Source organism: Metabacillus indicus LMG 22858, assembly GCF_000708755.2.
In the GTDB taxonomy this organism is placed as follows: domain Bacteria; phylum Bacillota; class Bacilli; order Bacillales; family Bacillaceae; genus Bacillus_P; species Bacillus_P indicus.
The window spans coordinates 210,209-236,101 of sequence record NZ_JGVU02000007.1 but is presented as its reverse complement, the minus strand read 5'-3'; the positions used below and the strand labels follow the sequence as shown (position 1 = coordinate 236,101).

Annotated in this window: 30 protein-coding genes; 21 read left to right on the top strand and 9 right to left on the bottom strand. The window is 42.8% G+C overall.

Translation table 11 applies throughout. The annotated features are described in order from the left end of the window. Nucleotides 1–102 precede the first annotated feature (102 nt). The gene (locus tag AZ46_RS18580; RefSeq protein WP_029285563.1) at nt 103–1,068 is read right to left on the bottom strand and encodes a quinone oxidoreductase family protein; all 966 of its coding nucleotides are present in this window, start codon (nt 1,066–1,068) and stop codon (nt 103–105) included. Between the two features lie 135 nt (nt 1,069–1,203). On the opposite strand from AZ46_RS18580, the gene AZ46_RS18575 reads away from it, so the two are divergent. Further along, nucleotides 1,204–1,656 carry an SRPBCC family protein gene (locus AZ46_RS18575; protein ID WP_029285565.1) on the top strand — a complete coding sequence of 151 codons (453 nt, stop codon included), beginning with the start codon at nt 1,204–1,206 and terminating at the stop codon, nt 1,654–1,656. Between the two features lie 53 nt (nt 1,657–1,709). On the opposite strand, the gene AZ46_RS18570 is transcribed toward AZ46_RS18575, so the two are convergent. Continuing rightward, nucleotides 1,710–2,678, bottom strand: a complete 969-nt coding sequence (locus tag AZ46_RS18570; RefSeq protein WP_029285567.1) for a M20/M25/M40 family metallo-hydrolase — start codon at nt 2,676–2,678, stop codon at nt 1,710–1,712. A gap of 241 nt (nt 2,679–2,919) precedes the next feature. Between AZ46_RS18570 and AZ46_RS22225 the strand changes: the two genes are divergently transcribed. The 3 genes from AZ46_RS22225 to AZ46_RS18555 are packed head-to-tail and all read left to right on the top strand — an operon-like array spanning nt 2,920 to nt 4,507. Continuing rightward, nucleotides 2,920–3,063 carry a hypothetical protein gene (locus tag AZ46_RS22225; protein ID WP_029285569.1) on the top strand — a complete coding sequence of 48 codons (144 nt, stop codon included), beginning with the start codon at nt 2,920–2,922 and terminating at the stop codon, nt 3,061–3,063. 30 nt (nt 3,064–3,093) lie between these two features. Continuing rightward, on the top strand, nt 3,094–3,858 hold the full coding sequence (locus AZ46_RS18560; protein ID WP_029285571.1) for a MerR family transcriptional regulator: 765 nt from the start codon (nt 3,094–3,096) through the stop codon (nt 3,856–3,858). Beyond that, nucleotides 3,851–4,507 carry a GAP family protein gene (locus AZ46_RS18555; RefSeq protein ID WP_029285574.1) on the top strand — a complete coding sequence of 219 codons (657 nt, stop codon included), beginning with the start codon at nt 3,851–3,853 and terminating at the stop codon, nt 4,505–4,507. The genes AZ46_RS18560 and AZ46_RS18555 overlap by 8 nt, the downstream gene beginning before the upstream one ends. A gap of 144 nt (nt 4,508–4,651) precedes the next feature. On the opposite strand, the gene AZ46_RS18550 is transcribed toward AZ46_RS18555, so the two are convergent. Further along, a complete protein-coding gene (locus tag AZ46_RS18550) occupies nt 4,652–5,173 on the bottom strand; it encodes a hypothetical protein (RefSeq protein ID WP_051865755.1) in 522 nt (173 codons plus the stop codon). Nucleotides 5,174–5,265: 92 nt separating this feature from the next. Between AZ46_RS18550 and AZ46_RS18545 the strand changes: the two genes are divergently transcribed. After that, complete coding sequence (locus AZ46_RS18545; RefSeq protein ID WP_029285578.1) at nt 5,266–5,868, top strand: vWA domain-containing protein; 603 nt, start codon at nt 5,266–5,268, stop codon at nt 5,866–5,868. A 57-nt stretch (nt 5,869–5,925) separates the two neighbouring features. On the opposite strand, the gene AZ46_RS18540 is transcribed toward AZ46_RS18545, so the two are convergent. The 5 genes from AZ46_RS18540 to AZ46_RS18520 all read right to left on the bottom strand — a co-directional run bounded on the left by AZ46_RS18540 (nt 5,926) and on the right by AZ46_RS18520 (nt 8,934). Beyond that, nucleotides 5,926–6,807, bottom strand: a complete 882-nt coding sequence (locus AZ46_RS18540; RefSeq protein WP_051865754.1) for an endonuclease/exonuclease/phosphatase family protein — start codon at nt 6,805–6,807, stop codon at nt 5,926–5,928. Between the two features lie 145 nt (nt 6,808–6,952). Next, complete coding sequence (locus AZ46_RS18535; RefSeq protein WP_081870240.1) at nt 6,953–7,267, bottom strand: DUF1433 domain-containing protein; 315 nt, start codon at nt 7,265–7,267, stop codon at nt 6,953–6,955. A gap of 287 nt (nt 7,268–7,554) precedes the next feature. Further along, nucleotides 7,555–7,857, bottom strand: coding sequence for a DUF1433 domain-containing protein (locus tag AZ46_RS18530; protein ID WP_235728253.1), 303 nt, complete (start codon nt 7,855–7,857; stop codon nt 7,555–7,557). 242 nt (nt 7,858–8,099) lie between these two features. Beyond that, a complete protein-coding gene (locus AZ46_RS18525) occupies nt 8,100–8,411 on the bottom strand; it encodes a DUF1433 domain-containing protein (protein WP_051865746.1) in 312 nt (103 codons plus the stop codon). 199 nt (nt 8,412–8,610) lie between these two features. Then, a complete protein-coding gene (locus tag AZ46_RS18520; protein WP_161781226.1) occupies nt 8,611–8,934 on the bottom strand; it encodes a DUF1433 domain-containing protein in 324 nt (107 codons plus the stop codon). 51 nt (nt 8,935–8,985) lie between these two features. Between AZ46_RS18520 and AZ46_RS18515 the strand changes: the two genes are divergently transcribed. The 6 genes from AZ46_RS18515 (at nt 8,986) to AZ46_RS18495 (ending at nt 13,245) form a co-directional block, all read left to right on the top strand. Further along, complete coding sequence (locus AZ46_RS18515) at nt 8,986–10,422, top strand: alpha/beta hydrolase family protein (RefSeq protein WP_029285591.1); 1,437 nt, start codon at nt 8,986–8,988, stop codon at nt 10,420–10,422. Between the two features lie 14 nt (nt 10,423–10,436). Further along, complete coding sequence (locus tag AZ46_RS18510) at nt 10,437–10,874, top strand: hypothetical protein (RefSeq protein ID WP_029285593.1); 438 nt, start codon at nt 10,437–10,439, stop codon at nt 10,872–10,874. 12 nt (nt 10,875–10,886) lie between these two features. Beyond that, entirely contained in the window at nt 10,887–11,567 is a 681-nt protein-coding gene (locus AZ46_RS18505) for a CPBP family intramembrane glutamic endopeptidase (RefSeq protein ID WP_029285595.1), read from the top strand. A 431-nt stretch (nt 11,568–11,998) separates the two neighbouring features. Then, entirely contained in the window at nt 11,999–12,421 is a 423-nt protein-coding gene (locus tag AZ46_RS18500; RefSeq protein ID WP_029285597.1) for a GNAT family N-acetyltransferase, read from the top strand. A gap of 29 nt (nt 12,422–12,450) precedes the next feature. After that, on the top strand, nt 12,451–12,627 hold the full coding sequence (locus AZ46_RS22100) for an amino acid transporter (protein WP_152554781.1): 177 nt from the start codon (nt 12,451–12,453) through the stop codon (nt 12,625–12,627). A 30-nt stretch (nt 12,628–12,657) separates the two neighbouring features. Next, nucleotides 12,658–13,245 carry a DUF2441 domain-containing protein gene (locus AZ46_RS18495; RefSeq protein ID WP_029285599.1) on the top strand — a complete coding sequence of 196 codons (588 nt, stop codon included), beginning with the start codon at nt 12,658–12,660 and terminating at the stop codon, nt 13,243–13,245. 75 nt (nt 13,246–13,320) lie between these two features. On the opposite strand, the gene AZ46_RS18490 is transcribed toward AZ46_RS18495, so the two are convergent. Next, nucleotides 13,321–13,983 carry a YesL family protein gene (locus tag AZ46_RS18490; protein ID WP_029285601.1) on the bottom strand — a complete coding sequence of 221 codons (663 nt, stop codon included), beginning with the start codon at nt 13,981–13,983 and terminating at the stop codon, nt 13,321–13,323. 210 nt (nt 13,984–14,193) lie between these two features. On the opposite strand from AZ46_RS18490, the gene AZ46_RS18485 reads away from it, so the two are divergent. From AZ46_RS18485 to AZ46_RS18440, 10 genes are all read left to right on the top strand, one after another. After that, the gene (locus AZ46_RS18485) at nt 14,194–15,210 is read left to right on the top strand and encodes a LacI family DNA-binding transcriptional regulator (protein ID WP_029285603.1); all 1,017 of its coding nucleotides are present in this window, start codon (nt 14,194–14,196) and stop codon (nt 15,208–15,210) included. 84 nt (nt 15,211–15,294) lie between these two features. Next, nucleotides 15,295–16,230 (top strand): ABC transporter permease, encoded by a 936-nt coding sequence (locus tag AZ46_RS18480; RefSeq protein WP_152554780.1) that lies wholly within the window; start codon nt 15,295–15,297, stop codon nt 16,228–16,230. A 114-nt stretch (nt 16,231–16,344) separates the two neighbouring features. After that, complete coding sequence (locus AZ46_RS18475) at nt 16,345–17,163, top strand: carbohydrate ABC transporter permease (protein ID WP_235728252.1); 819 nt, start codon at nt 16,345–16,347, stop codon at nt 17,161–17,163. 88 nt (nt 17,164–17,251) lie between these two features. Next, nucleotides 17,252–18,895, top strand: a complete 1,644-nt coding sequence (locus AZ46_RS18470; protein ID WP_174434987.1) for a type 2 periplasmic-binding domain-containing protein — start codon at nt 17,252–17,254, stop codon at nt 18,893–18,895. A 76-nt stretch (nt 18,896–18,971) separates the two neighbouring features. Further along, nucleotides 18,972–21,290 (top strand): glycoside hydrolase family 2 TIM barrel-domain containing protein, encoded by a 2,319-nt coding sequence (locus tag AZ46_RS18465; RefSeq protein ID WP_235728250.1) that lies wholly within the window; start codon nt 18,972–18,974, stop codon nt 21,288–21,290. 142 nt (nt 21,291–21,432) lie between these two features. Further along, nucleotides 21,433–22,362 (top strand): ABC transporter ATP-binding protein, encoded by a 930-nt coding sequence (locus AZ46_RS18460; protein WP_029285614.1) that lies wholly within the window; start codon nt 21,433–21,435, stop codon nt 22,360–22,362. Beyond that, nucleotides 22,359–23,447 carry an ABC transporter permease gene (locus tag AZ46_RS18455; protein ID WP_029285616.1) on the top strand — a complete coding sequence of 363 codons (1,089 nt, stop codon included), beginning with the start codon at nt 22,359–22,361 and terminating at the stop codon, nt 23,445–23,447. Before AZ46_RS18460 ends, AZ46_RS18455 begins: the two co-directional genes overlap by 4 nt. A gap of 234 nt (nt 23,448–23,681) precedes the next feature. Continuing rightward, nucleotides 23,682–24,743 carry a cyanophycinase gene (locus AZ46_RS18450; protein ID WP_029285618.1) on the top strand — a complete coding sequence of 354 codons (1,062 nt, stop codon included), beginning with the start codon at nt 23,682–23,684 and terminating at the stop codon, nt 24,741–24,743. Nucleotides 24,744–24,905: 162 nt separating this feature from the next. Beyond that, nucleotides 24,906–25,328: a GNAT family N-acetyltransferase gene (locus tag AZ46_RS18445; RefSeq protein ID WP_029285620.1), complete on the top strand. Its 423-nt coding sequence runs from the start codon at nt 24,906–24,908 to the stop codon at nt 25,326–25,328. 15 nt (nt 25,329–25,343) lie between these two features. Next, nucleotides 25,344–25,769, top strand: coding sequence for a DUF1801 domain-containing protein (locus tag AZ46_RS18440; protein WP_029285622.1), 426 nt, complete (start codon nt 25,344–25,346; stop codon nt 25,767–25,769). The last annotated feature ends 124 nt before the right edge of the window (nt 25,770–25,893 follow it).

Genomic DNA, 25,893 nt, shown 5'->3' with positions numbered 1-25,893 from the left:
GGAAGGAAAAAAACGACCAGATCAAAATCTGGTCGTTTTATCTCTAATTCCCTTCCCTTACATTTCCTCAACTATGCCTATGCAACTAGCATCTCAACCATCTTATATCTTGATTAATATTTTACCTTCATAATTGCGGCTTTCAATTAACCTATGAGCCCGTGCCGCTTCACTTAAATCAAACACTTCGGCGATAGGAAGGGTTATTTTTCCTGAGGCAAATAATTTTAAAGCTCTTTCTGCCACAGGCGCTAGTCTTTCTGGATTGTGTTTTCTGGTTGTGCCCAGGCTGAATCCTTTAATGTTTCTGCAGCTGCTGTGAACATCACTTGTTTTGAAGCTGCCAGGTTTTCCGCTGCTGTTGCCGAATTGCACGAGAGTGCCGTATAATGCCAAACACTTCAAGCTTTGGCTGGTGACTTCGCCGGCAATGGAGTCAAAGATAACATTAGCACCAAGATTATTTGTCTGTTCCAGCACTTCCTCTGAAAAAGTTTCGTAGGTGTGCACGAAATCTGCACCCAAATTCTTTACGTAGTTCTCTTTATCTAAACTGCCAACCGTCCCGATAATCTTCTGAACACCCTCAAGCTTTGCAAGTTGTACGAGCATAGAGCCTACGCCGCCGGCTGCACTGTGTATAACAATGGCATCTGTCTTGCGTACTTGTCCAATTTCGTATAAGAGTATAAAGCTTAAAATAGATACGGTAGGCATTGCAGCAGCCTGTTCGAATGATAGGTTATCTGGAATTTTAAAAACTAATTGTTCATTTGCCGCAACAAACTCTGCATACGAACCGTTTTTAGGAAAAGCTATTACACGATCTCCTTTGGAAAAAGATGAGTCAGCGGATGCCTCTTCAATTGTACCGGCAACATCCAATCCAAGTGTCAGAGGAAAACTCCCTCTTCCTTTATTTCCTAACCGCTTTTTAATATCTGCATAATTAACGCTTGTATAAGCTGCTTTAATTAATACTTCGTTTTTTCCTATTTCGGGTACCTCAATATTTGAATATGTAAGGACACTGGAATCTCCAAACTCATATTGTACCACTGCTTTCATTCTCTGCATCTCCCCGTATACTTCTATTAAATACAATTCATTTTAGCATAAAATGTAAAATTGAGATCGCCTTTCTTGTCTACTAGTCAGCCGTTGCTTACAATTGGTGTATCCGATAGATGAGAGGTACCTGCTATGCCAACAATTAAGCACAAAGTTTATATCCGGGCGCCCATTGAAGTTTGTTTCGACCTTGCACGCAGTGTAGATGTCCATATGGAAACGACAGGAAGAACTCAGGAAAGAGCGGTTGACGGTGTTACCACCGGCTTGATGGAACGCGGCGATTCAGTCACTTGGGAAGCTGTTCATCTTGGAGTGAGACAGAGATTAACAGCTAAGATTATTGAGATGGAAGTGCCCTATCGATTTACAGATGTTATGGTTAAGGGAGCTTTTCGTTCATTCACGCATACGCACGAATTCCAAGAAAGCGGCACAGGGACAATCATGAAGGATACCTTTTCCTATGAATCTCCTTTTGGTATTCTTGGAAAGATAGCAGATCTGTTATTTATGGAAAGGTATATGAGGAAGTTTATTGCTGCTCGTGCAGTGGAGCTTAAAAGGATTGCTGAGAAGATGTAATGTTATACGGGCAAAACAAAAAGAAAGGCATTGGCCTTTCTTTTTTAGTTCTATTAGTTTGATAAACTTGGGTTATCTATATGCTTCAAAAGCTCAGTCAGCACCTGGCTGTAAGAGGATAGACGTTCTTCCGTTCTGCCTGGAAATGCTTCTTCAATGAAGGCAAGAGTGTCGTTTTCTGTATGCCAGATCCCGCCGTATTCTTCCGTTTGCTCATACCCGTCAAGGTCACCGATTTCCCAGTTGGTAGATTCAAAGTATGCGAAAGGAATGCCGAGTTTATCGAATGGTGCATGGTCGCTCCAGTCTCCTGTTGTGCCTGCAGGGTAGTCAGGATTTAATCCTGTGTTGATGCCAATGTTGAGTTTTTTCTTTTTAGAGATGTTTACTGCCTGGTCACGAATGAACCCATCTTCGCCTGCGCTTCCGTGGACGTACATTTTGTCGCCTGCAGCAAGGCTGTCCAGGTTGATCATGCCAATTGTGTTCTCTATTTCTTTTGCAGTCATTTGTTTCGCGTAATGGTTTGATCCGTTTAATCCGCCTTCTTCAGCGCCGAAGGCAACGAATACAATGGAATATGGCGTTTTTTTCTTTTTAAGAACTTCTGCCACTTCAAGCATGACTCCGACGCCGGATGCATTATCGTCAGCTCCTTTGCCGGTTGCAACAGAATCATAGTGCGCGCCGACGATGATTTGCTTGCTTGATTTGCCTTGCTTATAAGCCAGAACATTTGCAGATGAGAAGTCTTTTCCTTTTCTTGTGAAAGTGAAAGACTGTTCAGCAGGCTTGTAGCCCATGCGCTTGAATTGCTTCTGGACATACGTTTTCGCTGCCGTTTCACCTGGAGTGCCCATTACTCGCTGGCCGATTTTTTCAGACAGGTATTTCGTATGCTGATAAGCCATTGCGCCTTTTTTATGTACCAATGACGGGGAATATGTGACAGCCGAAGCTGCGCCTGCAGATGAGATTAGCAGAAATAGAATAGTGAGTATAGTAAAAATCTGTTTTTTCATGAGTGTCTCCTTTTATTAAAATTCATTTACATGCATAATTATAAATATAGATTAATAGATTTTCAACCTCTATTTTAAGCTCAGCTCCAATAGGCAAAAAGTAATAAGACTGGCCAAGGTAACGTGTCAGGCTTTTTCTGCAAATGGAACTTGAAGTTGACGCTGCGTCATCTTATATACTGATAAACAGCTGGTGATGCACCCTTTAAAACAATGCTGCTTGAAGCGGGGAGGTTTTTTTATGAAACAGGAGGATATTGTCATTTATGGATGTGTCATTATAGGAGCTGGAATCGGGCTGATCCTGGACAATGCGTTTCCGGGAGCGCTGATTGGCCTGGGTGCAGGGTTTTTATTAAAAATGTATTTTCGTAAAGAAGAATAGCTTACCTAAAACGAATCGGGGGGATACAGCTTGATGCACATTAACAAAGTGGCGGAGAAAACAGGTGTTACAGTCAGAACGCTGCGTCACTACGATAAGATCGGTTTGTTGAGGCCTGCGTCCAAAACGGAAGGAGGTCATCGATTATATTCAAACACTGAAATCAAAAAACTGCAGCAGATTCAATTTTTAAAAAAGGCAGGGTTTCAATTAAATGAGATTCGGGAGATGCTCGCTTCAAATGAGTGGAATTGGTCGGTTCACTTAAAGAGCCAGTTATCTTTTATATTAGAAGAAATCGAAAACCTGAAGAAGGTTGAACAGTCCCTGCGGGAGCTCATCCATGGAATAGCTGTTGAAGGAGAGGAAGAATGGATTGCGGTTCAAAAGCTTATGCACGTATCAAGCAGAGACAAAAAGATACAAAGGAAGTACCGTGAATCTGTATTCAGGGAGAAAGAAATCCAATTATTGAATAAGGTTCCCAATATGGCAAAAGGGGATTCGCTGGAATGGATGAATCTGATTGGTCAGTTGAAGCGCTGCATGAAGGATGGTCCAGGTACACCTGAAGTTCAAACGATAATAAGAAGGATGGATGAAAAGCGTATAGAAGAATTTGATGGCGAGAACGAATTTTTAGATAAGCTTTGGAAAATAAGAATATCTCAAGAGCAGTCAGAGAAGATGGGGCTGTATCCGATTGAAGACGATTTGCTCGAGTTTATGACACGGGCACATGAAATTTATGTACGAAATGAGAATGCCTCTTCGTCAAGACAGAGCGATGAATAGTGAAATGCTTCTTGCCATTGGCGGTCTTGCCCTTTTGGATACATTAAGTCCTGCTACATTGGGGATAACCGTGTATATGCTACTTGGAAACAAAGAGGGGCTTGCCAAACGGCTAATGGTTTTTTTGCTGACAGTTGCCGGGTTTTATTTTACTGTTGGAGTCTTTCTGATGCTGGGGTTAGGTTTTCTGGCTGACATTATCTCTGGTTTTTTTCAAATTCGCTTTGTTAGCTGGACAGTCTTTCTAACTGGAGTCTGTCTGTTCATCGCAAGTTTTTATGTGCCGGCAAGAAAACATTCAGTCCCGTCCTATTCAGTATCCGCTGGTGTCCGATCGGCTGCAGCCCTGGGACTCACTGCCTCAATCGCAGAAGCAGGCACCGCATTCCCTTATTTTACTGCAATCGGCATTATGACCGCTTCTAATCTGCCGTGGACGGAATGGTCTCCTGTTTTAGCCGGTTACAATTTTATTATGGTGATGCCTTCTCTTTTGCTGTATATGTTATCTTTTCTTCTTGGGCGCAGCATGCAAAAAAGTCTTGAACGGCTGCACTTGAAGATAGCTGCTCAATCTGGATCGGCTCTTTCTTGGATAATCTGCATAGTGGGTATCATTCTTATCTTTACTAGTCTTGATTACTTGTGAGGCATACAAGTAAACATTAGAAAGCCCTTGAGGCTGGTAAGTAGATGTTTTTTAGTTTATTTCAGGTGAACTTACCGGGGTAAATAAGCAATGTCCGATTTTACGTGCTCAATATCGTGTTTGATTGTAGTAATACCAAGCTTATTAATTATTGTTTACCCGCGGACGTTCACCTTGTTGCTTTTTAGGGATGAACCTGTCAAATGCTTCGTTTAGTTCATCGGCATCATATCTTTTTTCCTTAAGAAAGAACTTAATGATAAGATCTTGTGTGTCGCTGTACGAGAGTGAATAACCAGCGGTTTCCAAAAAGCTGTCAAACTCATCCTCACTTAATTTCAATGCGAATGCAATGGATACGAGCGTATGTTTCTTAGGCTTATAGGCAGGGTTTGTTCTTATTTTTGAAAACAGTTTTCTGTCTAATCCGGCCTTATTGTATACTTGTGCATCAGTAAGGCCCCGCTTATCAATCAGGTCAAAAAGTACCTGGTTTAGAACAGGCTGGCGGTTATTGTCTATGTAATCTTCGATATCCTGAGAAATGATCTCGGGTGAATACACCAGAATATCTTCTGATGCCGGTGAATAGCAAAAAAAATCTGAGGAAAATAGTGCGTTGTCTATGTAGTCTTTCAGTTCATCTAAAAAGGTTTGATTAAGCAAATGACCGCCTCCAAATGTCGCTTTCAAAGCGACCATAATATGGATATTTATTGTTAAGATTATACCATGAATATGTATGGAGGCTGATGAACATGAATCATAAGTTAAATGAAATTGTCTTTCTGCTGGACCGCAGCGGATCAATGGGCGGACTTGAACAGGATGTTATTGGAGGGTTCAATTCTTTTATTGAAAATCAGTGCAGGCTTGAAGGAGATACAGTGCTGACCACTGTATTATTCGATGATGAATATGAAGTGCTTTGGAAGGGCGAAGATGCAAAATCCGTCAAACTGACTGTAGAAGACTACTATGTCAGAGGGCTGACGGCCCTTTTAGATGCCATTGGGAAAACAATTACCGATGTGGGCCGAAGACTTTCAAAAACTCCGAAAGAACAGCGTCCCTGCAAAGTGATTTTTGTCATTACAACGGACGGACAGGAAAATGCCAGTAAAGAATTTTCATATGATAAAGTCCATGAACTCATCAAGCATCAGCAGGAAAAATACAGCTGGGAATTCATCTTTATGGGAGCGAACATAGATGTTGCAAAAGAAGCTGAGTATATTGGGATTAGAAGCGCCAATGCATATTCTTTTGAAGCATCAGAGGTCGGAATGAAGGAAATGTATGATGTAGTTTGTCAATCTGTGAATCAGATCAGGATAGAGCTTCCAATTGAAAGGGAATAAAAAATCGCAGTTAGCAGTAAAAAAGGCAGAAAAAACATTCGTTTTTTCTGCCTTGTCTTATCTTCCTACAATCCGCAAATCCGCCATAACCGGAAAATGATCGCTTGGAAACTGTCCATTCTCATAATCATTCACAATTTTCACAGTGTCAGCAAGAACATTCCCCTTGGTCAAGATCCAGTCAATGCGGCGCTTTGGACCCTCACCTGTTGGATCTTTAAAACGGTTTAAGGTGCCGAGGTTTTCATTGATGCGCACAGCTGCCGTTTTCCATAAATCCTTGAATGCACCATCCTGTGTCAGAATCTGATAAGGAGGACTTCCAGGTGCAGCATTGAAATCTCCGGTCAGCAGAACGGGAAGAGCGGGGTCGAAGTTTTTGATCTTCTCCAGAATCAATGCGGCGCTTTTTTCCCTGGCTTCTGCCGAGACATGGTCGAAATGAGTATTTACAACGTAGAAGGACTGATTTGTTTTTCGGTCTGAGAATTTCGCCCACGTCGCCATCCGCGAAATGACATTGCCCCAATTTTTAGATCCAACCGTCTCAGGAGTGTCCGACAGCCAGAAGAAATTGTACTCAAGCAGTTCATAACGGTCAGTTCTGTAGAAGATGGCTGTATATTCCCCGCTGCTTCCGCCTTCCCTTCCAATCCCAACCCATTTGTACTCAAGCAGAGATGCATCAAGGTCCTGAATTTGCTGATACACAGCTTCCTGCGTACCGATAATATCCGGATTCTCCTTTTGAATCAGCTTCACGATGGCAGGAAGCCTCTCTGCCCATGTATGAGGAGAAGGATCGGAGCTGTTCAGATACCGGACGTTGTAGGTCATCACCCTCATCGCTGTTTCGGGTGGCGCTGCTGAAATGGGGATTGCACTTGGCAATAGCATGAAAGCAAGAGAAAGGAGTAGCAGGATTGCTGTTTTTTTCACTAAACGTAGACCTCCGTCTTTTAAAGCCTTACCTTTAGGTTGTGGTGTTTGTGAGGGGAGTATGTATGGAGCTGTGTAAGGATGGCTGCATATGAATTAATGAAGAGAATAGGAAATTAAAAAACTTAATAAAAATGAAGACACATTAATCATCGGTATTCATCTTTTCCTCAGCATTTGCACCGCCAACCGTAACTTCTTTGCGGTCAAAGTCATAGTGAAAAGAAAAAAATTTATCCTTATCTCCATTCAGATAACCGAATACCATAAGGTCTCCCAGCGGATTATCTTCAGTCTTTGTAAAGTGTACGGATTCGATATCTTGATAATTGCTTTCTAAATACGTTTTAACAGCACTCTGTGCTTCTTTCATTTCGGATTCGTTTCCTCTAGTGCTGCAGCTGATTAAAACAGAAGAGAGTAGTAAAAAAACAGTTAATTTTTTGATGGTGGATTTCATTTTTTCACCTCGCAATTTCAGTTGGAGAATCTGATATGCTGAGTGTATTAACAATGATCTTCTTCGGTTTTTCCATAACGTACATGTTTCTTTTTACAAAATTTCTTCATAGTCTTCATAGTTTGTTTTCAGTATCCGGATCACTTCGTTCGTCGTTTGCTTCTTTACTTTATTTTATTCAGTAGTATTCCCTCTGAAAAAGATAAGAGAGACTGATAAGACAACGGCTAAGAAAAAAATGACTCTCTTCATCTATATTCATTCTCCTTTGGTCATCAGCATGAACATTATTTTAATTCAGCGTCAACTCCGCCGCTGATGACATCTTTCTGATTAAAATCATAGTTTACGGAGAACTCTTTCCCTTTGTCATTATTTAAGTAGCCTGAGAGAACTAATAATCCCATAGGATTTTTTTCTGTATTTGTAACGGTGACTTCACTGATATCATAGTAGTTTTCTTTGAGGTATATGATGGTGTTACTTTCAGCCTCTTCTATCCTGCTGTCTGTCTCCCGCAACGTGCAGCCGGTCAGTGCTGTGCCGACTAATAATAATGAAATGAAGCAGAAGATGGCGTATCTGTTCATTTTCACATGTGTGGACCTCCTTTTTCAGTATTAGCCAGTACATTAAACAAAGTAAAATCAGGTATTCTATAGGAGCTTTAACCTAAAAAACAGAAAGTGATATTTGCAGGGTTTAATTCTATGTTTCCTTAATTTAACATAGAAACAGACGTATTCTTCATCTTTAGACTATTAGAAAAGAACTAGATAAGCTATTGGGGTATTAGAAAATCTGTCTTTAAATAAGATTTCAAAAACATGTATTATTTAGGATCAGCATTAACTATTCCTACAACAATATCTTTCTGATTAAAGTCGTAGTGTACAGAGAATTTCTTGGATTGATCATCATTTAGATAACCTCTGACCATTAGAACTCCCATAGGGTTTTTCTCATGATTTGTAAAAGAAATTGATTCAACATCCTTGTAGTTCTTTTTGAGGTGTTTTTGTACAGCAAGCTCAGCTTCTTTAATTTTAGGATCATCATTATTTATTTTTTGAGTGTTACAGCTCATTGAAATCGAGGCTAACAATAACATAAGCGTAAAGCTGATGATAAAGGTTTTTCCCATTTTTCACCTCTGATAAATGATTTAGATATTAAAGACTGTTGATCTTTTATAAACCATATAAAAACCACGATCATTTAATTTATATGGAAATAAGTGGTTTTATCTTGTGGATTTTGGGAAAAAGACCTTATAGGACTATCTTGTGAGTCTTAGGTAACAGAAAAAACTTCATTATATAGTAATGAAGTTTGATCCATTTCTATTTTATATCTGCAAGAACGAGTCCTCCGATTACGTCTTTTTGTCCGTAGTCGTAGTCAAGTGAAAAAGTTTTTTCTTTATCATTATTTATGTAGCCTTCTAAAACTAAAATGCCCATTGGATTGGTTTTGTTTTCTGTAAAAGTAACGGTGTCAATGTCTTTATAATTCTCTTTAATATGTTTCTCTGTAATTTTTTTTGCCTCTTCTAATTCTGCTTCTTTTTCCGATTGTTCATTTGTACTATTGTTGCAGCCCATCAGAACAGCTCCTAACACGATTAAAGTAATCAAACTAAAGGTGATGAATTTGTTGTTTTTCACATTCATTCTCCTCTCTGTTATTTATTTTACAAAAATAAGAAGGTGTTGTATATGAAACAGGAAATAAATATTCCAAATCTTACCGAACAAACCTATTATTCCATTTCTTCAAATACTTACAATTATGAGCGTTTGGAGAAAGCCCATGAACTTGAAGTTCCTATAAAGATTAAGGTAAACGCTCATACGGATGAGTATTGGTTTGTAGAACGAGTAGAAAGAGATCCGCACACAGGTCTTGATGCATTTGTTTTTTCGCAGGGAGAAAAAGTAAATGGAGAGTGGATCAAGAGTGAAACTCCTGAAAATGTTGTAGTCGGCTTTGCCGGGACGGATACGAGCCAGGTAGCGACCGATGTGCTTACATCTGATGGGAAACATGTGGTAATGGGCGCGGATCCGAAGGTTCCTACCTTGTATTTGAAGGAAAAAGGAACTGAAACTCTGGTTAAGTATACGGGAAGCCCCGGTCAGGAAGCCCTGCTGATGAACGGCCAGTATGAGCTGGTAAAAAAGGATACAGCGTTCGAGCAGTCCAATAAGCTTGTTGCAGAGGTGAAGGCAGAGTATAAAGATTCCACTATATCTGCTACTGGTCATTCCCTTGGAGAAGCCGAAGCTGAATATGCCGGGATTCATAACGGAGTCTTTTCGTACGGATTTAACGGTCCGTCGATTATGAATCTATATACGGACGAAATGAAAGAAAGAATCTACAGCGGAGAATTTGAAAAAACGGCTATTAACCTCGTTGATCCATACGATGCTGTAGGTGCGGGGTGGTCTACTGAATATGAGCGTCATGGTGGAACAACCTATTATACGCATAATCCAATGCTTGACCGGCAGCTTCGTACGGATAATGGCAATTTTGCATGGAAGTTTGGCTTGCCGGGTTTTTTGGGAGGCACAATTGGCTATTTAACGGATACAGCTGTTATGGAAGACGGGACACACGGCCTAAACGAACAAAACTTTAAATTTGATGAAAACGGAAACGCCATTAATACAGATCCTTCGCAAAATACGCCGTATCTCTATAACCGGAATAAAGAGGAGTTTGTCTATGGGACACCCCTTTCATCAGACGGCAGCGGATCAATCAAGCTTGATCTGTCATCTGTCAGGGATATGGCAGACATGATCGGGCAGAAGGTGGAAGAGATGAAGGCGTTTGAGATGAAAGTGGTTCAGTTTGAACAGGTACATAATGAAGCTGTCCAGGATGTCATCAGCCACTTTGACGCAAAGCTTTCGGGAGAGTTTCATCTCCTGTCACAGGCGGACGTGAGGGAAGCGATCCGTGACTTGTCACTGTCCCAAAGTGGAGGGCTTCCGATGTTCTATGAGGATGCGAATCTGGACCGTGCGCTTTCAAGTCTGCAGAAAACCATGAGAGATCTCGAAAGCATACAATCACTGTTTGAAAGCATGGCAGTTCAGTTTGAGGATAGAGACCGGCTGCTAGCCAGCTGGCTCTCACAGTAAGGGAGGGAATCAGGATGTTTGGAAATGTGCTTGAGGATGCGACCGCAGAGCTTAGACAGCTCCAAAAAGAAGCCGCCGAACAGATAGGCGATGCGCAGGATGCCATCATGGAGCAGATCGAGAGTGTTCAAAAAACAATCAACCGAGAAATTGAACGGATCCGTCAGAGGGAAAGTCTGAAGAGGCAGATGGAGGCAAAGGTTGAAAGCGAGCTTAGTGAACTTAAATCTGGGCTGTCGGCAATTGATTCATACGACTCGTATAAAAACTTCTTAGTTCAAATTCAGGGAAGGCTTGTATCAGAGCTAGACGGGGAAGCCATTCAGGCCCTTCATGAAAAAGCTGTCGAGAACCATGAAACTGCTGTAAAGGCGGAAGAGGAATTTCAATCGTTAAAAGAAAGCATTGCGATGGCAAACTGGGTGGTTAGAAATGTAAAAGGCTTATATTGAGGAGGAATGAAGGTGAGCACTGAGCCTGTATTGCGGGAAACAGCATCAAAACGGCCAAGGGGCGGGCTCTTAGCTCTTTTTTTAACTCTGAATATTGTATTCTATTCGGTGATTATGGGCGTGTTTATTTTTCTCGGCCCTGTTTATACGAGAGATTACATCGTTACAATTAACGGCGCCGCTGCAATGGGGACGGCTGTTTTGCTGATAACCCTGCTTTTTAAGATATTTCCATCTGTATGGGCTTACGGAAAAGAGAGTCTAATCAAAGGAAGAACATCTTTATGGAAGCTTCTCGCAGGATTTGCAGCAGCCCTCGGCCTTCCTGTTCTCTATGAATGGCTTGTTAAAGACAGCACGGCACCTTTTGAAAGTTTCCTATCTGTACTGGACGGCACCGCATTTTTTGGATACAGTGTGCCTGAAATCCTGCTTCATCTTCTGGTTATTGGATTACTTGTCCCGGTTACAGAGGAACTGGTATTTAGAGGAATCCTGCAGAGATATCTCACAGAACGGTATCATTTTCTTGTAGGCCTCATTTTCACCTCTGTCCTGTTCGGAATCATGCACCCTGATCCGGTCGGCGGAATTGTTAAAGGGTTTGCTTTTGGGATTGGTTACGGGCTGACTGGCTCTCTGTGGCTGGTTATAGGAGCTCATATGGTTTGGAATGTGTTTTTGGCTTTGTAAGAACTTTTTAAGGAGATTTCTTTTAGAGTTTCCTATCTTTCTATAATACATATAGATAAATAAGGACCCCATTCAAACTAAATGTTCCCTAATATTTCTCCTGGTCATTCTAGGTGAAAGTCATCCTAATTTTCATCAGATCTTTATCTGCAGGTTGTCTAATAAGTTATTAAACGCAATATATTAGATAACATAACCTAACAAGGAACGAAAGGACTGGTCACAGTGATCAGTCCTTTTTAACGTAACTAATACCACCATCCACCTGCTTAATTTCTTTGAACGGGTGGAGAACTTTTTTGAATATAAGAGGTTTTAACAGTTTATGGTAGAATAATATAATGAAGATGAGTTGTGTTAGAGAAGGTGAAGATATGATTAAGCGACGATAAGAAGTCTCCTTGATACTATAAATAAGAGGAGGCACATAGATGAAAATTACCTATAAAGAAACGAACTTACTCGATGAGAAACAAGTCGGGCATTTGTATCAGGATGCAAATTGGACTTCCTATACAGAAGATATGCCAAAGCTGATGAGCGCAATCAAATCTTCTCTCAAGGTCATAACTGCATGGGAGCATGGGCAGTTAATTGGATTAGTCAGAGTGGTCGGAGATGGGCTGACCATTATTTATATTCAGGATTTACTGGTGCTTGAATCCTGCCGGAACAGAGGTGTTGGCTCAGAGCTCTTGAAGCTGGTCTTGGAACAGTACAAAGACGTCAGGCAAAATGTATTACTGACTGATGAGTCAGAGGAAGTTAGGTCATTTTATGAAAAGAACGGATTTTCGTCTTGTGATAAGGGATATTTGGTAGCGTTCGCAAAATTTAATAAAAGCAAGGTGTAAAAATTAAACCAAATAGAGGAGTTTCCAAGATGTCCGATCAAAAACCATTCAATGATGCTGTGGATCACATGAAAACAATTGAGGGACTGCCTGCGCAGACTGATATGGAAAAACTCCCCAAACCAATCCGGTACTTCGGATACTTTTTTCTTGTCTTTTTTGCTGTTTCCCTTCTTTTTATTGTGATTGGCGTTCTAATCACATAATCTTTCAATAGCAGTCAGCAGGAGGAACCTATGAACAACCCTTTTTACGTCTACCATCTAGTCACAAAGAAAAAAATGAGTCCCGGTCAGATCATTGTCTTTGACAATTATGAGCATAATTCTCTGTTCCGCTTCTTTTTTGAACCCCATATTATAAATTCCAAAGGTGAAACAGTTGACCGGATTCTTCAGAATGGAATATGTGATGATGGTTTGAAATTGAATAAAGATGATGCAGAAACAACAATGAAGTATATGGACAAAACAATGAGAGCTGTCAGAGAAGCAGTCGTTGAAATGGTCAGATTACGAGATTACCCTGAATACCCTTCACGGCTTTCATGTTTATATGCAGCGAAAACGTATGAGGATATTTTGAGATGGAAAAAAATCTTTGACTCTTATAATCGGGGAGTCTTGCAGATTGTGAAACTCAAAGTAGAAGGCAGCTGCTTTGAAGGCAACGGCAGCCTGCTGCCAAAGGAAGACTGTATTCCGTTTTCAGATAAGATGAAGCAGGCAAAGGATTATTGGGAAAACCGCGAAGAAAATAAACTGCCGGAGCTTTTGGTCAATGGGAAAATAGAAGTGGTTGAGATAATAGATGAATTTGAATGAAATCTTGCAGCAACAAATACTAAAAAAACTCGCCATACAAAATGACGAGTTTTTTTACGTGCACTAAAGCGCAAATTAAACAGCCCTCAAAAATAAATAAAACGCCACCCACGCCGTCAAGCTCCCTAAACCAAGCAAAATAAGCAGTGGAAAAACGCTGGTGCTGACATAAAAAAGTGCACCGACGCCTGCTGCAATTCCGATTGTATGTACAGGCTTTCCGATTGAAAGCAGCATAGAGTTTTTAAGGGACTGGAACAAAGTCAGATGAAAGTGCACGGTGTTTGAAAAGAAATGCATCGTGAACACGAACATGAAGACTCCGATTGCCAGAAATAGATAATACAGCGGCGAGCCTGATTTTGCAAAATAAAAGTAATCGATAATCAGGATGATCCATATTGGGGTAATGAGAAGTCCGCCCGTCATGCTGCGGGTGTAGTTTTCTTTGTAGAGCTTCCAATAGGTGCGGAGCAGCCGAACCTGACTGTCTGCAGTCACCCATTTCCGCGTGAGCCCGAAAAGGGCGGCAGTCGCAGGGAAAAGGATGAAAGGTGTAAAAATAGCGATTGTCAGCCCATTTACTAGTAAGCCGGCCGGATCTTTGACGGCAAATAGATTGAAGGATAAGTAGACAATTGGCAGACTGAAGAACAGCCAGACGATGTTGGCTGTAAAGATTCGTGTGATCCATTCGGTTGCGGTATAGAGCTGCTGCACCAATCCTCCTGTGTTCATGGCACTCCCCCTGATGTTTGAAAACGTTTTTATTTTTATCATAGCATAAAGGATGGGCTTTTTTGAATATAAATCCGAATTTCAAAGGTTAATTATCAGTCTATTAAAAAAATTCATCTTCTTTTGTCAAAAAAACGTTGCGCAGGGATATTTTAGGGAGTATGCTAGATTCATAAATAAAAACGTTTTTATTGAAGGCAGGAGAGTACAATTACGACAAAAATCACCATTAAAGACGTTGCAAGAGAAGCGGGAGTTTCCATTTCAACCGTATCCAATGCTCTGAACGGCGTGGATGTGCTCAATGCAGCAACACGTGAGCATGTTCTGAATGTCGCCAACAGGCTGAATTACATTCCCAATGTAAACGGCCGGAATTTGAAAACAAGCGCGACGAAGGTTCTTGGGTTATTTATTACAAGCATGCAGGGACCGTACTACGGGATTCTGACCGATGCTGTCTACAAGGAATGTGAGCGCAATGGTTATGAACTGAATGTGTTTGTGACGAAAAATGACCGGAGCGCACTCAGCAGTATTCTGGGCAAACGCGTAGACGGAGCAATTATTTTGAACGATTATATTACGGACAAAAATGTTGAGCAGCTCGAACAGGCAAAGGCGCCGGTTGTGTTTCTCGACAGGGAGCAAGTAAGCGGGGCGATGTCCAGTGTTGTATTTGATTCCTACAAGGGCGGGCAGGTTGTTGCCCGTTATCTAATGAATTTGGGTCATAAACGCCTTGGATACATACAGGGATACTCGAATCTATACGACGACATCGAACGGTTCCGCGGATTCAGGGATGCCATTATGGAAGCGGGTCTTGAATTTCATGAAGATCACCGGCTGGTCGGGTACTTCGAAGAAGAAGCGAGCTATTCGGCTGTGAAATCCTACGTCAGGAATGGAAAACGGCTTCCCGATGCGTTTTTTGCAGCAAATGATCTCAGCGCGATTGGAGCAATAAAAGCATTGAAATCAGAAGGGTTAGTAGTGCCGGATGATATAAGCGTTATTGGGTTTGATGACATCGACATCAGCGGCTTTTTTAATCCCCCAATTACGACTGTGAACAATCCGATTGCAAGACAGGGGCTTCTGGCAGTGAACCGGCTGCTCGCCATGATCCAGAAAAAGGATACAGGCAGGCTGGACAAGCTTGAAGGAACACTGGTTGTAAGAAATTCATGCTCGGTAAATAAAATGGTTTTTATGAATGACTAACTATAAAAGCGCTTACAAACTAAGTGCTTTTATATTTACTTTAAAATAAAAACGTTTTTATGCAACAGCGAAGGGAGAAGGGAAATGGCAATAGAAGGAGTGCAAGTAAGTAAAAAGCCTTTCTTGAAAAAGCTTAAGGAGCAGTGGCCGCTTCAGGTCATGGTGCTTCCCGGCATTATTTTTATGATTATTTTCTGTTATGTGCCAATTTACGGATTAACTATCGCTTTTAAGAGCTTCTCGGTTACAGACACGATTGCCTCGGCACCCTGGGTGGGGTGGGAGAATTTCAAAGTGGCATTTGGAGACAAGTTTTTCTGGGATTCGGTTGTCAATACGCTTGCGATTAGCTTTCTGAAACTGCTGATCGGATTTACAGCACCGATTATCCTTGCGATCATGATTTTTGAATTAAAGGATGGATGGTTTAAGAAGTGGGTTCAGACCATTTCCTATCTGCCGCATTTTCTGTCATGGATTGTTGTTGGTGGAATGCTGATCAGCTGGCTGTCGACAACCGGCATGCTCAATACAATTTTAGTCGGAATTGGTGTACTGGACAGTCCTAGAAACTTCCTTGTGGAACCAGAAAGCTACTGGATGATTGCTGTCCTTTCAGACGTATGGAAGGGTGTGGGCTGGGGAACGATTATTTACCTTGCGACAATGGCAGGAATAGATCCTACCTATTATGAAGCGGCGAAAATGGATGGTGCCACCAAGCTTCAGCAAATCTGGCACATTACGCTGCCGCTGATGAAATTTATCATCTCGCTGATGTTTATTCTTGCAGTTGGAGGCATTCTTGGATCCAATCTTGACCAGACGCTTGTACTCATGAATCCGCTGAATGCATCTCATGCAGAGGTAATCAATTCGTACGTTTATAAGATCGGGCTTGCCCAGGGGGATTTCTCGTATGCGACTGCTGTCGGTCTTGGAATTTCAATCATCTCGCTGATCCTGGTGCTTATTACAAACCGCCTCACTAAGAAATTTAGTGATCGTTCGGTGTTTTAGGAGGGTGTTATGAAGGTAGCCAATACAGAAGGTATACAAATTGCCGTTAAAAGTCCTAAACGAAGCACGAAAGTGAAGGAAAACAAGCTGTTTAACATTGTGAATATTATCTTTATGTCGCTGTTTGCACTTGTGATCATCTTTCCGATCTGGGATATTGTCGTCGCTTCATTCAGCAGTCCAGACACGCTTAGAAGTTCAAGGCTCAGGATCTGGCCGGAAGAGTTCTCGCTGGAAAACTACAAACTGGTATTCAATGATCCAAGTATTTGGAATGCTTTTATGATTTCTATTTTAAAAACGGTCATCGGAGTTGTCACTCATGTGTTTTTCACAGCCATGGTTGCCTATGCGATGAGCAAAAAGGATCTTTTGGGACGGAATGTATATACGGCAATGGGAATCGGAACGATGTTTTTCTCAGGAGGAATGATTCCGACCTACCTCCTGATGAAGTCACTCGGTCTGCTCGACAGTTTCTGGGTGTACATTATTCCGGCACTTTTCAGCTATTACGATATGATTATCATCATGAATTTTTTCAGGGAGATCCCTAGTTCGCTTGAAGAATCAGCGAAGATGGACGGAGCCGGGGTATGGACGATTTTTATGAAAATTATTATCCCTCTCTCTATGCCAGTGCTTGCGACTATTGCTCTTTTCAACGGTGTGTATCAATGGAATGACTATATTACAACCAAGCTCTACATAAGCAATGAAGCGCTGTATCCGATTCAAATGAAGCTGTATGAAATTATTGTTCAGCAGCAGGCACAAACGATGCAGACGGTGGGCTCAGTTGGGATCCCGACATCATCTGAATCCATCCAGCTTGCGACGATTGTCATTGCCACTGTGCCGATTGTTCTTGTGTACCCGTTCCTGCAGAAGTATTTTATTTCCGGAATGATGATCGGAGCGGTGAAAGAGTAGACTTTCCTTCATGCGCAGGAGCTTATTTGTAAGCGTTAACACTGCGCGCGGGGAAATGACTCTATTTTAATTTATTGGGGGAAATGAGATGGGGAGAATGTTGAAATCATTGTTTTCAAAGGGGATTATTCTGGTGCTGGCACTCACGATGCTTTTGACAGGGTGCTTCAATTCTGAGAGTGCTTCAAGCAAGCAAGGATCAGGAACGAAGGAGAAAGCGCGCTATGAGGTGGACGAAAATACACCTGCTTGGAAGGCCGATAAAAAAGAAAGTACAGAACTGACTTGGTATGTTAATGCAGACTGGTTCAACAAGGAATACGGCAACGATACGATTACAAAGAAACTGAAGGAAGACCTGAATTTGGACATCAAATTTTTGACGGGTGACGATACAAAGCTGAATACGTATTTTGCAAGCGGCGAGCTGCCTGATATCATAACGATCTTTGGAGGGAATTCGCCGACTGCCCAAAAAGCAGCAACGTGGGCGCTGCCTCTAAATGAACTTGCCGATAAATATGATCCATATTTTTATAAAGTAGCAGAAAAGCAGACTCTTGACTGGTATCAGCTGAAGGACGGCAATACTTACGGGTATCCTAGTTTTTCAAATACAGAAAAGCATTATGAAGCCAATATGATTCCCGGTATGGACGCTTTTGTCGTCAGAAAGGATATCTATGAAGCGATTGGGAAACCAAGTATGTCTACACCCGAAGAATTTCTGGCCGCTATGGAAAAGATTAAATCACAATTCCCGGAAACAGTGCCATTCGGATTCCGCGGATTCTCGGCAGCAGGTGATACAGGATCACTTTCTCACTTTCTGCAAAATCACCTGGGAGTCCCGATCACAACAGAAGACGGAAAGTGGTATAACCGGAATTTGGATGAAGACTATCTCAGCTGGATCAGTACATTTAATAAGGCCTACAAAGAAGGCTACATCAGTGATGATAACTTTTCTGATGACAACGTAAAATTTGAGGAAAAAGTGGCGCGCGGGGATTATGCAACAATGTTTATTAGCGGAGCCATTCAGCTTGGAGGCGCCCTTCAGAAAAACATTGCTTCTAACCCTGAGCAAAAATACATTGCCATTGATGGACCGAAGAGTACAAAAGGAAATGAGCCGACGCTGAGTCAAACAGGTATTTCCGGCTGGTCTGTAACGTATGTGACGAAAAATGTAAAAGATCCTCAAAAAGCGATTCAGCTGTTTACTTATTTGCTTAGCGATGAAGGACAGTATTTGACCACATATGGAGTTGAGGGAGAAACGTATGACCTGAATGCTGAAGGAAAAGCTGTCCTGAAGCCGGAGGTTGTACAGCTTCGTGATTCAAACCCGGATGAGTTCAAAAAGAAGTACCGCCTCGGCGAATTCTGGTTCTTCGGGCACGATACATTTGCGCTTGAAAAAGGACAAAATGAACCTGTAGAAGCTACCTCTCAGATTACAGACTGGGCAAAAGGAAAGCTGAAGCCTCAGTTCATTCTTGAAAATACAGACCCTGATCAGGGGACTGGAGAAGCACGGAGCTTAACAAATATCAATTCTTACTGGGCTACGACGCTTGCCAATATGCTGCGGTCCAAGAACGATAAAGAATTTGACAAGCTGAAAGCGGACTATGAAAAGTTCCTTGAGGCAAACAACTTCGATTCTATTGTTAAAATCAGAAATGAAAAAATGAAAGAAAACGCCAAAAAGCTTGGTTCGGAATAACACAAAAAGAGAATCAGAGCATATCGCTTTGATTCTCTTCTTTTTACTATATTAAAAGAGAGGCTGGTGCAGCAGCGTGACATCTAATACATATGAAGTGATTGGGAGCTTAAAAGCGACGATGCAGCTGAAAACAATCGACGGGAGGGCCGTGCCTTTTCAAAATGATATCCCGTATCCATCGTTTGAGCCGCAGCAAAGAAAGATTCTGAATCTTGCTGGTGAATGGAAAAAGCAGCGCTTTGAAGCAGATCATGATTTGTCGATGAGTGAGAGAAATGATGAGTGGATCCGCCAAACGGAGAGAGAAGGGTACCATTCGCTTACATTTGATGACAGCAGCTGGGATTCCCGCAGTCTTCCGCTTCCTGAAAACAGACTGACTGGAAAAGAAGAAGTGAACGCAGCGGAAACCTATGAAAACGGGGTGTGGTACAGAAGGACGTTTCTTCTCGATGATACCTGGAGTGAAAAAGTGATTACTCTTAAATGTCTTGGTGTTTCATATGTCGGTGATTTTTGGATCAACGGGACATATGCAGGCTGTCATGAGGGCGGGTATACACCATTTGCTTTTGACGCTACAAATTTGGTCACCACTGGAGAAAATACGATTGCGGTAAGGATTGATAATCCCCCATGGACGATGCGCATTGATACGGTCCCTGCTGTTAACAATGACTTTTTTAATTATACAGGAATCATTCACGACCTTTATTTGGAAGCCGCAAGTGCGGTGCAGGTCGTTAGGGCAGATGTAGTGCCGAAGAATACGGAAGGTGAGCTCGAGGTTTCAGTCGTGCTTGAAAATAGAACAGACAGCGAGCAGAATCTTTTTCTTACAGGCCTCGTACATGAAACTGACATGTTATCGCCCGTTTTCTTAACAGAACCTGATGCAAAAAGCATTTGTGCAGGGACAGCGGAGTTCAGCGGGATGGAAGAAAGATCTGTTTTTCTGGCGGCAGGAGAAACGAAGGTCATTTCTTGTCAGGTGAAAATTGCTGCTCCTAAGCTGTGGAGCATAAGGGAACCAAATTTATATGTTATAGAGGTACAGGTTTCTAACAGCGAGGAACAGCTGGATGCATTTTATTCGCAGTTTGGCATTCGGACACTGGCGAAGGAGAAGGCTCAAATTAAGCTGAACGGCAAATCTGTTTTTTTCGCAGGCGTTGCCAGGCATGAGGAATGGCCGGAGTATGGAAGAACCGCATCTTGGGAACGCATTAAAAGCGATTTCCTTCAGATTGCTGATTTGTCTGTAAATATGGTTCGGACCGCTCATTACCCAAATCATATCTACACCTTCATTATGCTCGACCGCCTGGGGCTTACCGCGATGAGCGAGATTCCGCTTTGGCAGTTTGAAACACACCACTATGAAGCACAGGAGCAGCGGGGCATTTCCTATCAGATGTGGCGGGAAATGATATATTCCAATTACAACCGCCCGTCAATCATCATGTGGAGCACGCAAAATGAATCAAAGGATGTTTTGCTGCGGAAAGCCTATAATGAACGGCTCGCAGCGGAACTGCGGTCATCCTACAATGATGGCCGGCTGACGACTCAGAGTGCTGCAGCAGATCAGCCCGGTTATGATGATGCTTCGATGGAGCCGCTGGATGTAGCGGGCTGGACGATGTATTTCGGCATTTTCCACGGCAGCACGCCTTATGAAGGTACACGTGATTTTATCGAAAAAGCTCATGCAAGGTGGCCGGACAAACCGATCATTAACACAGAATACGGAATCTGGAGCAATGCAGACAAGAGCTTTATTGAAAAGCAGGTTGAGATTTATGAAGACGTCCAGCTTGCCCTGATTGAAAAAGCGACTGTCTCCCCGCAGGGAATTGCCAATGAAAATGGATACGTTGCGGCTATTGACTATTGGACGGTCTTTGACTGGTATGTAAACCATAATGAATTCTATCAGACAATGGGCATGTACCATATGGACAGAAAGACAACAAAACCGCTCTATGACCATTTCATTGAAGACCACCGCAGGCTGATGGGAGAAACGAATGGAATCGGTGAATTTTCATACAAACAATACCTGAGCAAATTAAAGGGGACGATAGAAAAGGATACAGGAGAGTTCTTCATTGAAGAGGTAATGGATTTAAGTGAAGACAATTACTTGATTGTTAGTGTCCTTGATTCAGTGAGCGAAGATGGCATGAGTGTTTCAATTACAAACGCTTCCGGCATTTCAGATTCCTATCAAACATACGGCATCAAAACAAAGGAAGCATTCCCTGTTCATGTCCCGCTTTGGAAACTGAAAAAAGATGTCCTTAAAACAGCATCAAAAATAAAAATCACCCATACAGGCGGCCGAAAACTCGAGATCATTGAAATGATGAGCGGCATGTTCGGGAAATAATGAATAGGGGTCAGTCCCTCATCACTTTACTGTGATGAGGGACTGACCCCTTTAAAGGAATATTCACTGCAAAAAGAGAATAAATACATATCGTTATCAAACCGGAGGCAGCACCAACCTGCCTCCTTTTGGAGTGTGAAAAATGTCTGAACAAAATCAGATGATCAGCGTGAACGGGTTAATCAAGACGTATGGGGACTTTACGGCAGTGGCCGGCATAACGTTTGAAGTTTTCAAAGGCGAAGTGTTTGGCGTGCTCGGCCCGAATGGAGCGGGAAAAACGACGACACTTGAAATGCTTGTCGGCTTGCGGAAGCCTGACGGAGGGTCGGCTGATATTGGAGGCTTTGATGTTGTCAGGGATTTAAAGAAGGTCAAAGAGGTTATTGGCGTCCAGCTGCAGTCTACGACTCTTTTTGAACTTTTGACAGTGGAGGAGATTCTGCAGCTGTATGCCAGTTTCTACAAGAAGCATGTCCCTATCCATCCGCTTATTGAGGATATGCTGCTGACGGATAAAACGAAGAGCAGAATTAAGAGTCTGTCTGGCGGACAGAAGCAGCGGCTCGCGATTGCTCTTGCTCTTGTGCACGACCCGTGGATTATTTTTCTGGATGAACCGACGACGGGACTTGATCCGCAGGCGCGGAGAACACTGTGGGATATTATTTTTAAGTTGAAGGAACGTGGCGTGACTGTTGTTTTAACAACCCACTATATGGATGAAGCACACGTATTATGCGATAGAATTGCCATCATGGATCAGGGAAAACTGATTGCCCTTGATACACCGGCTCAGCTGGTCCGAAATCTCCACTCTGAAAATGCGGTGGAGTTCCGTTTTGAAGAAGAGGCGGCTGAGGTTGACTTCAGCCGGATTGAAGGAGTTAAGCAGGTTGGAAGCCAGAACGATGCGGTTATTCTTTATACAGATGATCTGCAGGCAACGCTGACGAGCCTGATTGAGACATCGGCAGAACAGGGGCTGAAGCTTGCTGATCTGCAAATACGCACGGCCACTCTTGAAGATGTCTTTATTCACATGACGGGAAGGAGGCTGAGGGAAGCATGAAAGCTTATTGGCAGCTGACGTTAACCCAGCTTCGCATTTTCATGCGGAACCGGCAGGTGTTGTTCTGGACTCTGCTCTTTCCGATTTTTCTCATGGTGATGCTTGGCTCGTTTCTTGGCGGCGGAAACACTATGTCTGTGACCGTCGGTGTGGTGGATCAGGATCAATCAGATGAATCCAAGATCTTGGTGACAGCACTTAAGAAAAACCAGGCAATGAAGGTTCAAGAAGAAACTAAGGAAGACCGTGCACTCGGGAAAGTGAAAAAAGGAGATCTTCAACTTGCAATTGTGATTCCTGAAGGGTACGGGGAGAACACTGGAGACGAAAATCCAGCCTCACTTCCGATTTACTACGATGAAACAAATGCAGCGGTTTCTCAAATCGGCCTTCAGCTCGTAAATGGGGCGGTCGATCAGATCAGCAAAGAAAAAGTCGGCTACAAGCCCGCTGTCGTGACAGAGGCAAAAGGGATTGAAACCCTCAATCTGCAGTATATCGATTTTCTTGTTCCGGGCATCGTTGCGATGATGATTATGAGCAACAATATGAACGGGGTAGCGGGACAGATTGCAGCATGGAGAGAGCGGGGAATCCTGAGAAGAATGCAGGGAACCACGCTTAAAGCTTCGACGTTTATTGCTGCACAAATTACGGCCCGGCTGATGCTGAACGGGCTGCAGGCTTTGCTTGTGCTTATTATTGCCCAGTTGATCTTCGGAGTCGATGTGCGCGGATCATGGCTTACGCTGATCGCGTTTGTGGTGCTCGGCACTCTCGCGTTTATGGCTATAGGCTTTATCATTGCCGGCATTGCAAAGACGCCTGAAAGTGCCGCTCCGATTGCCGGATTTTTATCCTTCCCGATGCTGTTTCTGGGAGGCGTGTTTTTCCCGATCAGCAACATGCCTGATTTTCTTCAGCCGGTCGTCTATGCGCTTCCGATTTCCCATCTGAGCCATGCGCTAAGAGAAGTCATGAATGTCGGGGCCGCAGTCACGACACTCGGTACAGAAATGCTGATCCTGGCTTGCTGGGCAGTGGGAGCATTTATTGTAGCCAGCTTTACGTTTAAGTGGGAATGAAAAGTAAAAAAGGGGTCAGTCCCGCTGTGCTTTAACGTGCAGCGGGCTGACCCCTTTTGTTAGAAAATGGAAACTTATTGGTCGATTTGGGTTTATTTTAGGTTTTTCTAACAGCCTAAATCGCCCAATTAGTGGGTGTGGTGAGCTGCAACCCTTGAAAGGACGGGCATCCGATAAGTTGGCACACAACTTGCATTTATTTATTTGAATTTTCAAATAAAAAGGAGGCTTTTTATGAAGAGGTTAAAAGCAGCAGGAAAAAAGGTAATGGTATGTGCAGCTTTAGTCGGTGGTCTTGTGTCGTTTTCAGGAGTAAATGATGTTGAAGCAGCGTCCTCGTATACACTGTATACGACAGGAAGCACCACAGATAAAGTCACAACCGCATCGTTTGGCCAGGTTTATATGGGCGGAAGCACAGATGTAGATAAAGCGATGGAATGGATGATTCAAAAGGCCAATGGGGGAGATTTCCTTATTATCAGGGCAACAGGTTCCAACGGCTATAATCAGTATCTCTACGATCTGGCACAATCCATCGGCAAACCGCTGAACTCAGTCAATACCGTCTTAGTAACAAATCTAACCCAGGCAGGCTCCGATTCTTCGCTGATTGACCGCATTAATAAAGCAGAGGCCATTTTCTTCGCCGGCGGGAACCAGGCAGACTATGTGGAGTTTCTTGAGGGATCTCCGGCATTAACGGCTCTGAACAGCCGTATTCAGAATGTGCCGTTTGGCGGCACAAGCGCAGGTGCCATGATTCAGGGAGACCACATCTATGATGCCATATCCGCGGGTTCACAAACACTGGACTCTTTAACTGCTCTGAAAAACCCTTACAGTTCTCTCATTTCTTTCACGGATTATCTGATCCAGACCCCTCACAATAATAACATTCAGACTGACACACATTTCGAGCAGCGCGACCGGATGGGACGACTGCTGACCTTTATGGCGCGCAACATTCAGGACGGGGAAGAAACAGGTACATCTGCCAAAGGCATCGGCCTGAATGAGCAGTCGGCACTGCTTGTTGAAAAAGACGGAACAGCAAAAGTTGTAACCCAGCCAGGAGCTGTGAATGCAGCTGTCTACATGGCTAAATCAAACCAGGCGCCAACCCGATGTGTGAGCGGAAGTTCGCTTACATACAACAATATCTCCATTTATAAACTCAAAGATGGAAACACCTTTAATTTATCAACTTGGACCGGTTCTGGCGGGCTATCCTACACGCTGAACGTTAATAGCGGAACAATCAGCTCGTCAACTGGGAAAGTATACGGAAATTAATGGGGAATCCCCCTTTTGCTTTAATGCTGTAATGAAAAGAGGGTCAGTCCCCCAACACGTTAAAGTGACAGGGGACTGACCCTCTTTTTTGTGGTAAAATGAAGGAAATTATATGATTAAAACGAAAGTAGTTAAGACATTAAGTAAATGGGGAGACAGCATATGGGATTTATCATTTCAAAAGAAAACAACCAAACGTACAAAAACTTTGTGAATCAAAATCTTTATGAGTACAACGCGATGCATTTTCCTGAGGATCTCAACGGACGGTATGAGGAAGTAAATGTGTACCTCAAAGATGAAAGCGGTTTAGTTCGCGGCGGTATCCTGTGCGAAATTTGCTGGAACTGGCTTGAGATACATACGCTGATGATTGATGAGGATCTGCGCCACTCAGGGTATGGCTCACAGCTTCTTGCCGAAGCGGAGAAGATTGCCGCAGAGAGAGATTGTGATTTTGTCAAAGTGGATACATTGAGCTTCCAGGCGGTTGATTTTTATAAAAAGCACGGGTATGAGGTGTACGGCACGCTTGATGGTGTCGGACGCGATTTCAAGCACCATTACTTGAAAAAAGACCTGTAAAAAGGAGCGAAGCAGATGGCCTATGAACTGAAAACGAAGGAAACGGATCACAGCGTTGTGGAGTTTATTGAAGGAGTTGAATCTCCCAAAAAGCGGGAGGACGCTTACCGGCTTCTGGACCTTTTTACAGAAACAACGGGATTTGAAGCGAAAATGTGGGGTCCGAGCATCATTGGGTTCGGCTCGTACCATTACAAGTATCCTACAGGCCATGAAGGAGACGCGCCGCTTGTTGGCTTTTCACCGCGCAAAGCGAAAATCAGCCTTTATTTTGCAACAGGTGATTCTGAACGGGAAAAACTCTTAAAGGACTTTGGAAAACATACAACGGGCAAGGCGTGTGTTTATATAAACAAGCTGGCTGACGTCGATGAAGACGTGCTGAGACAGCTTATTAACCAGTCAGTGAACTTTTTGAATAAAACATATCCAAAATCCTAAAGAAGAAGCGGTGCCATTAAGGCGCCGCTTCTTCTTTAGGATTAAAGCTTTTTTCTCATAAAAAAGGTTTCAGCACATGCTGTCAATTTCTTTTTTCAGCTGAGAAACATATAATAAGAAGTGC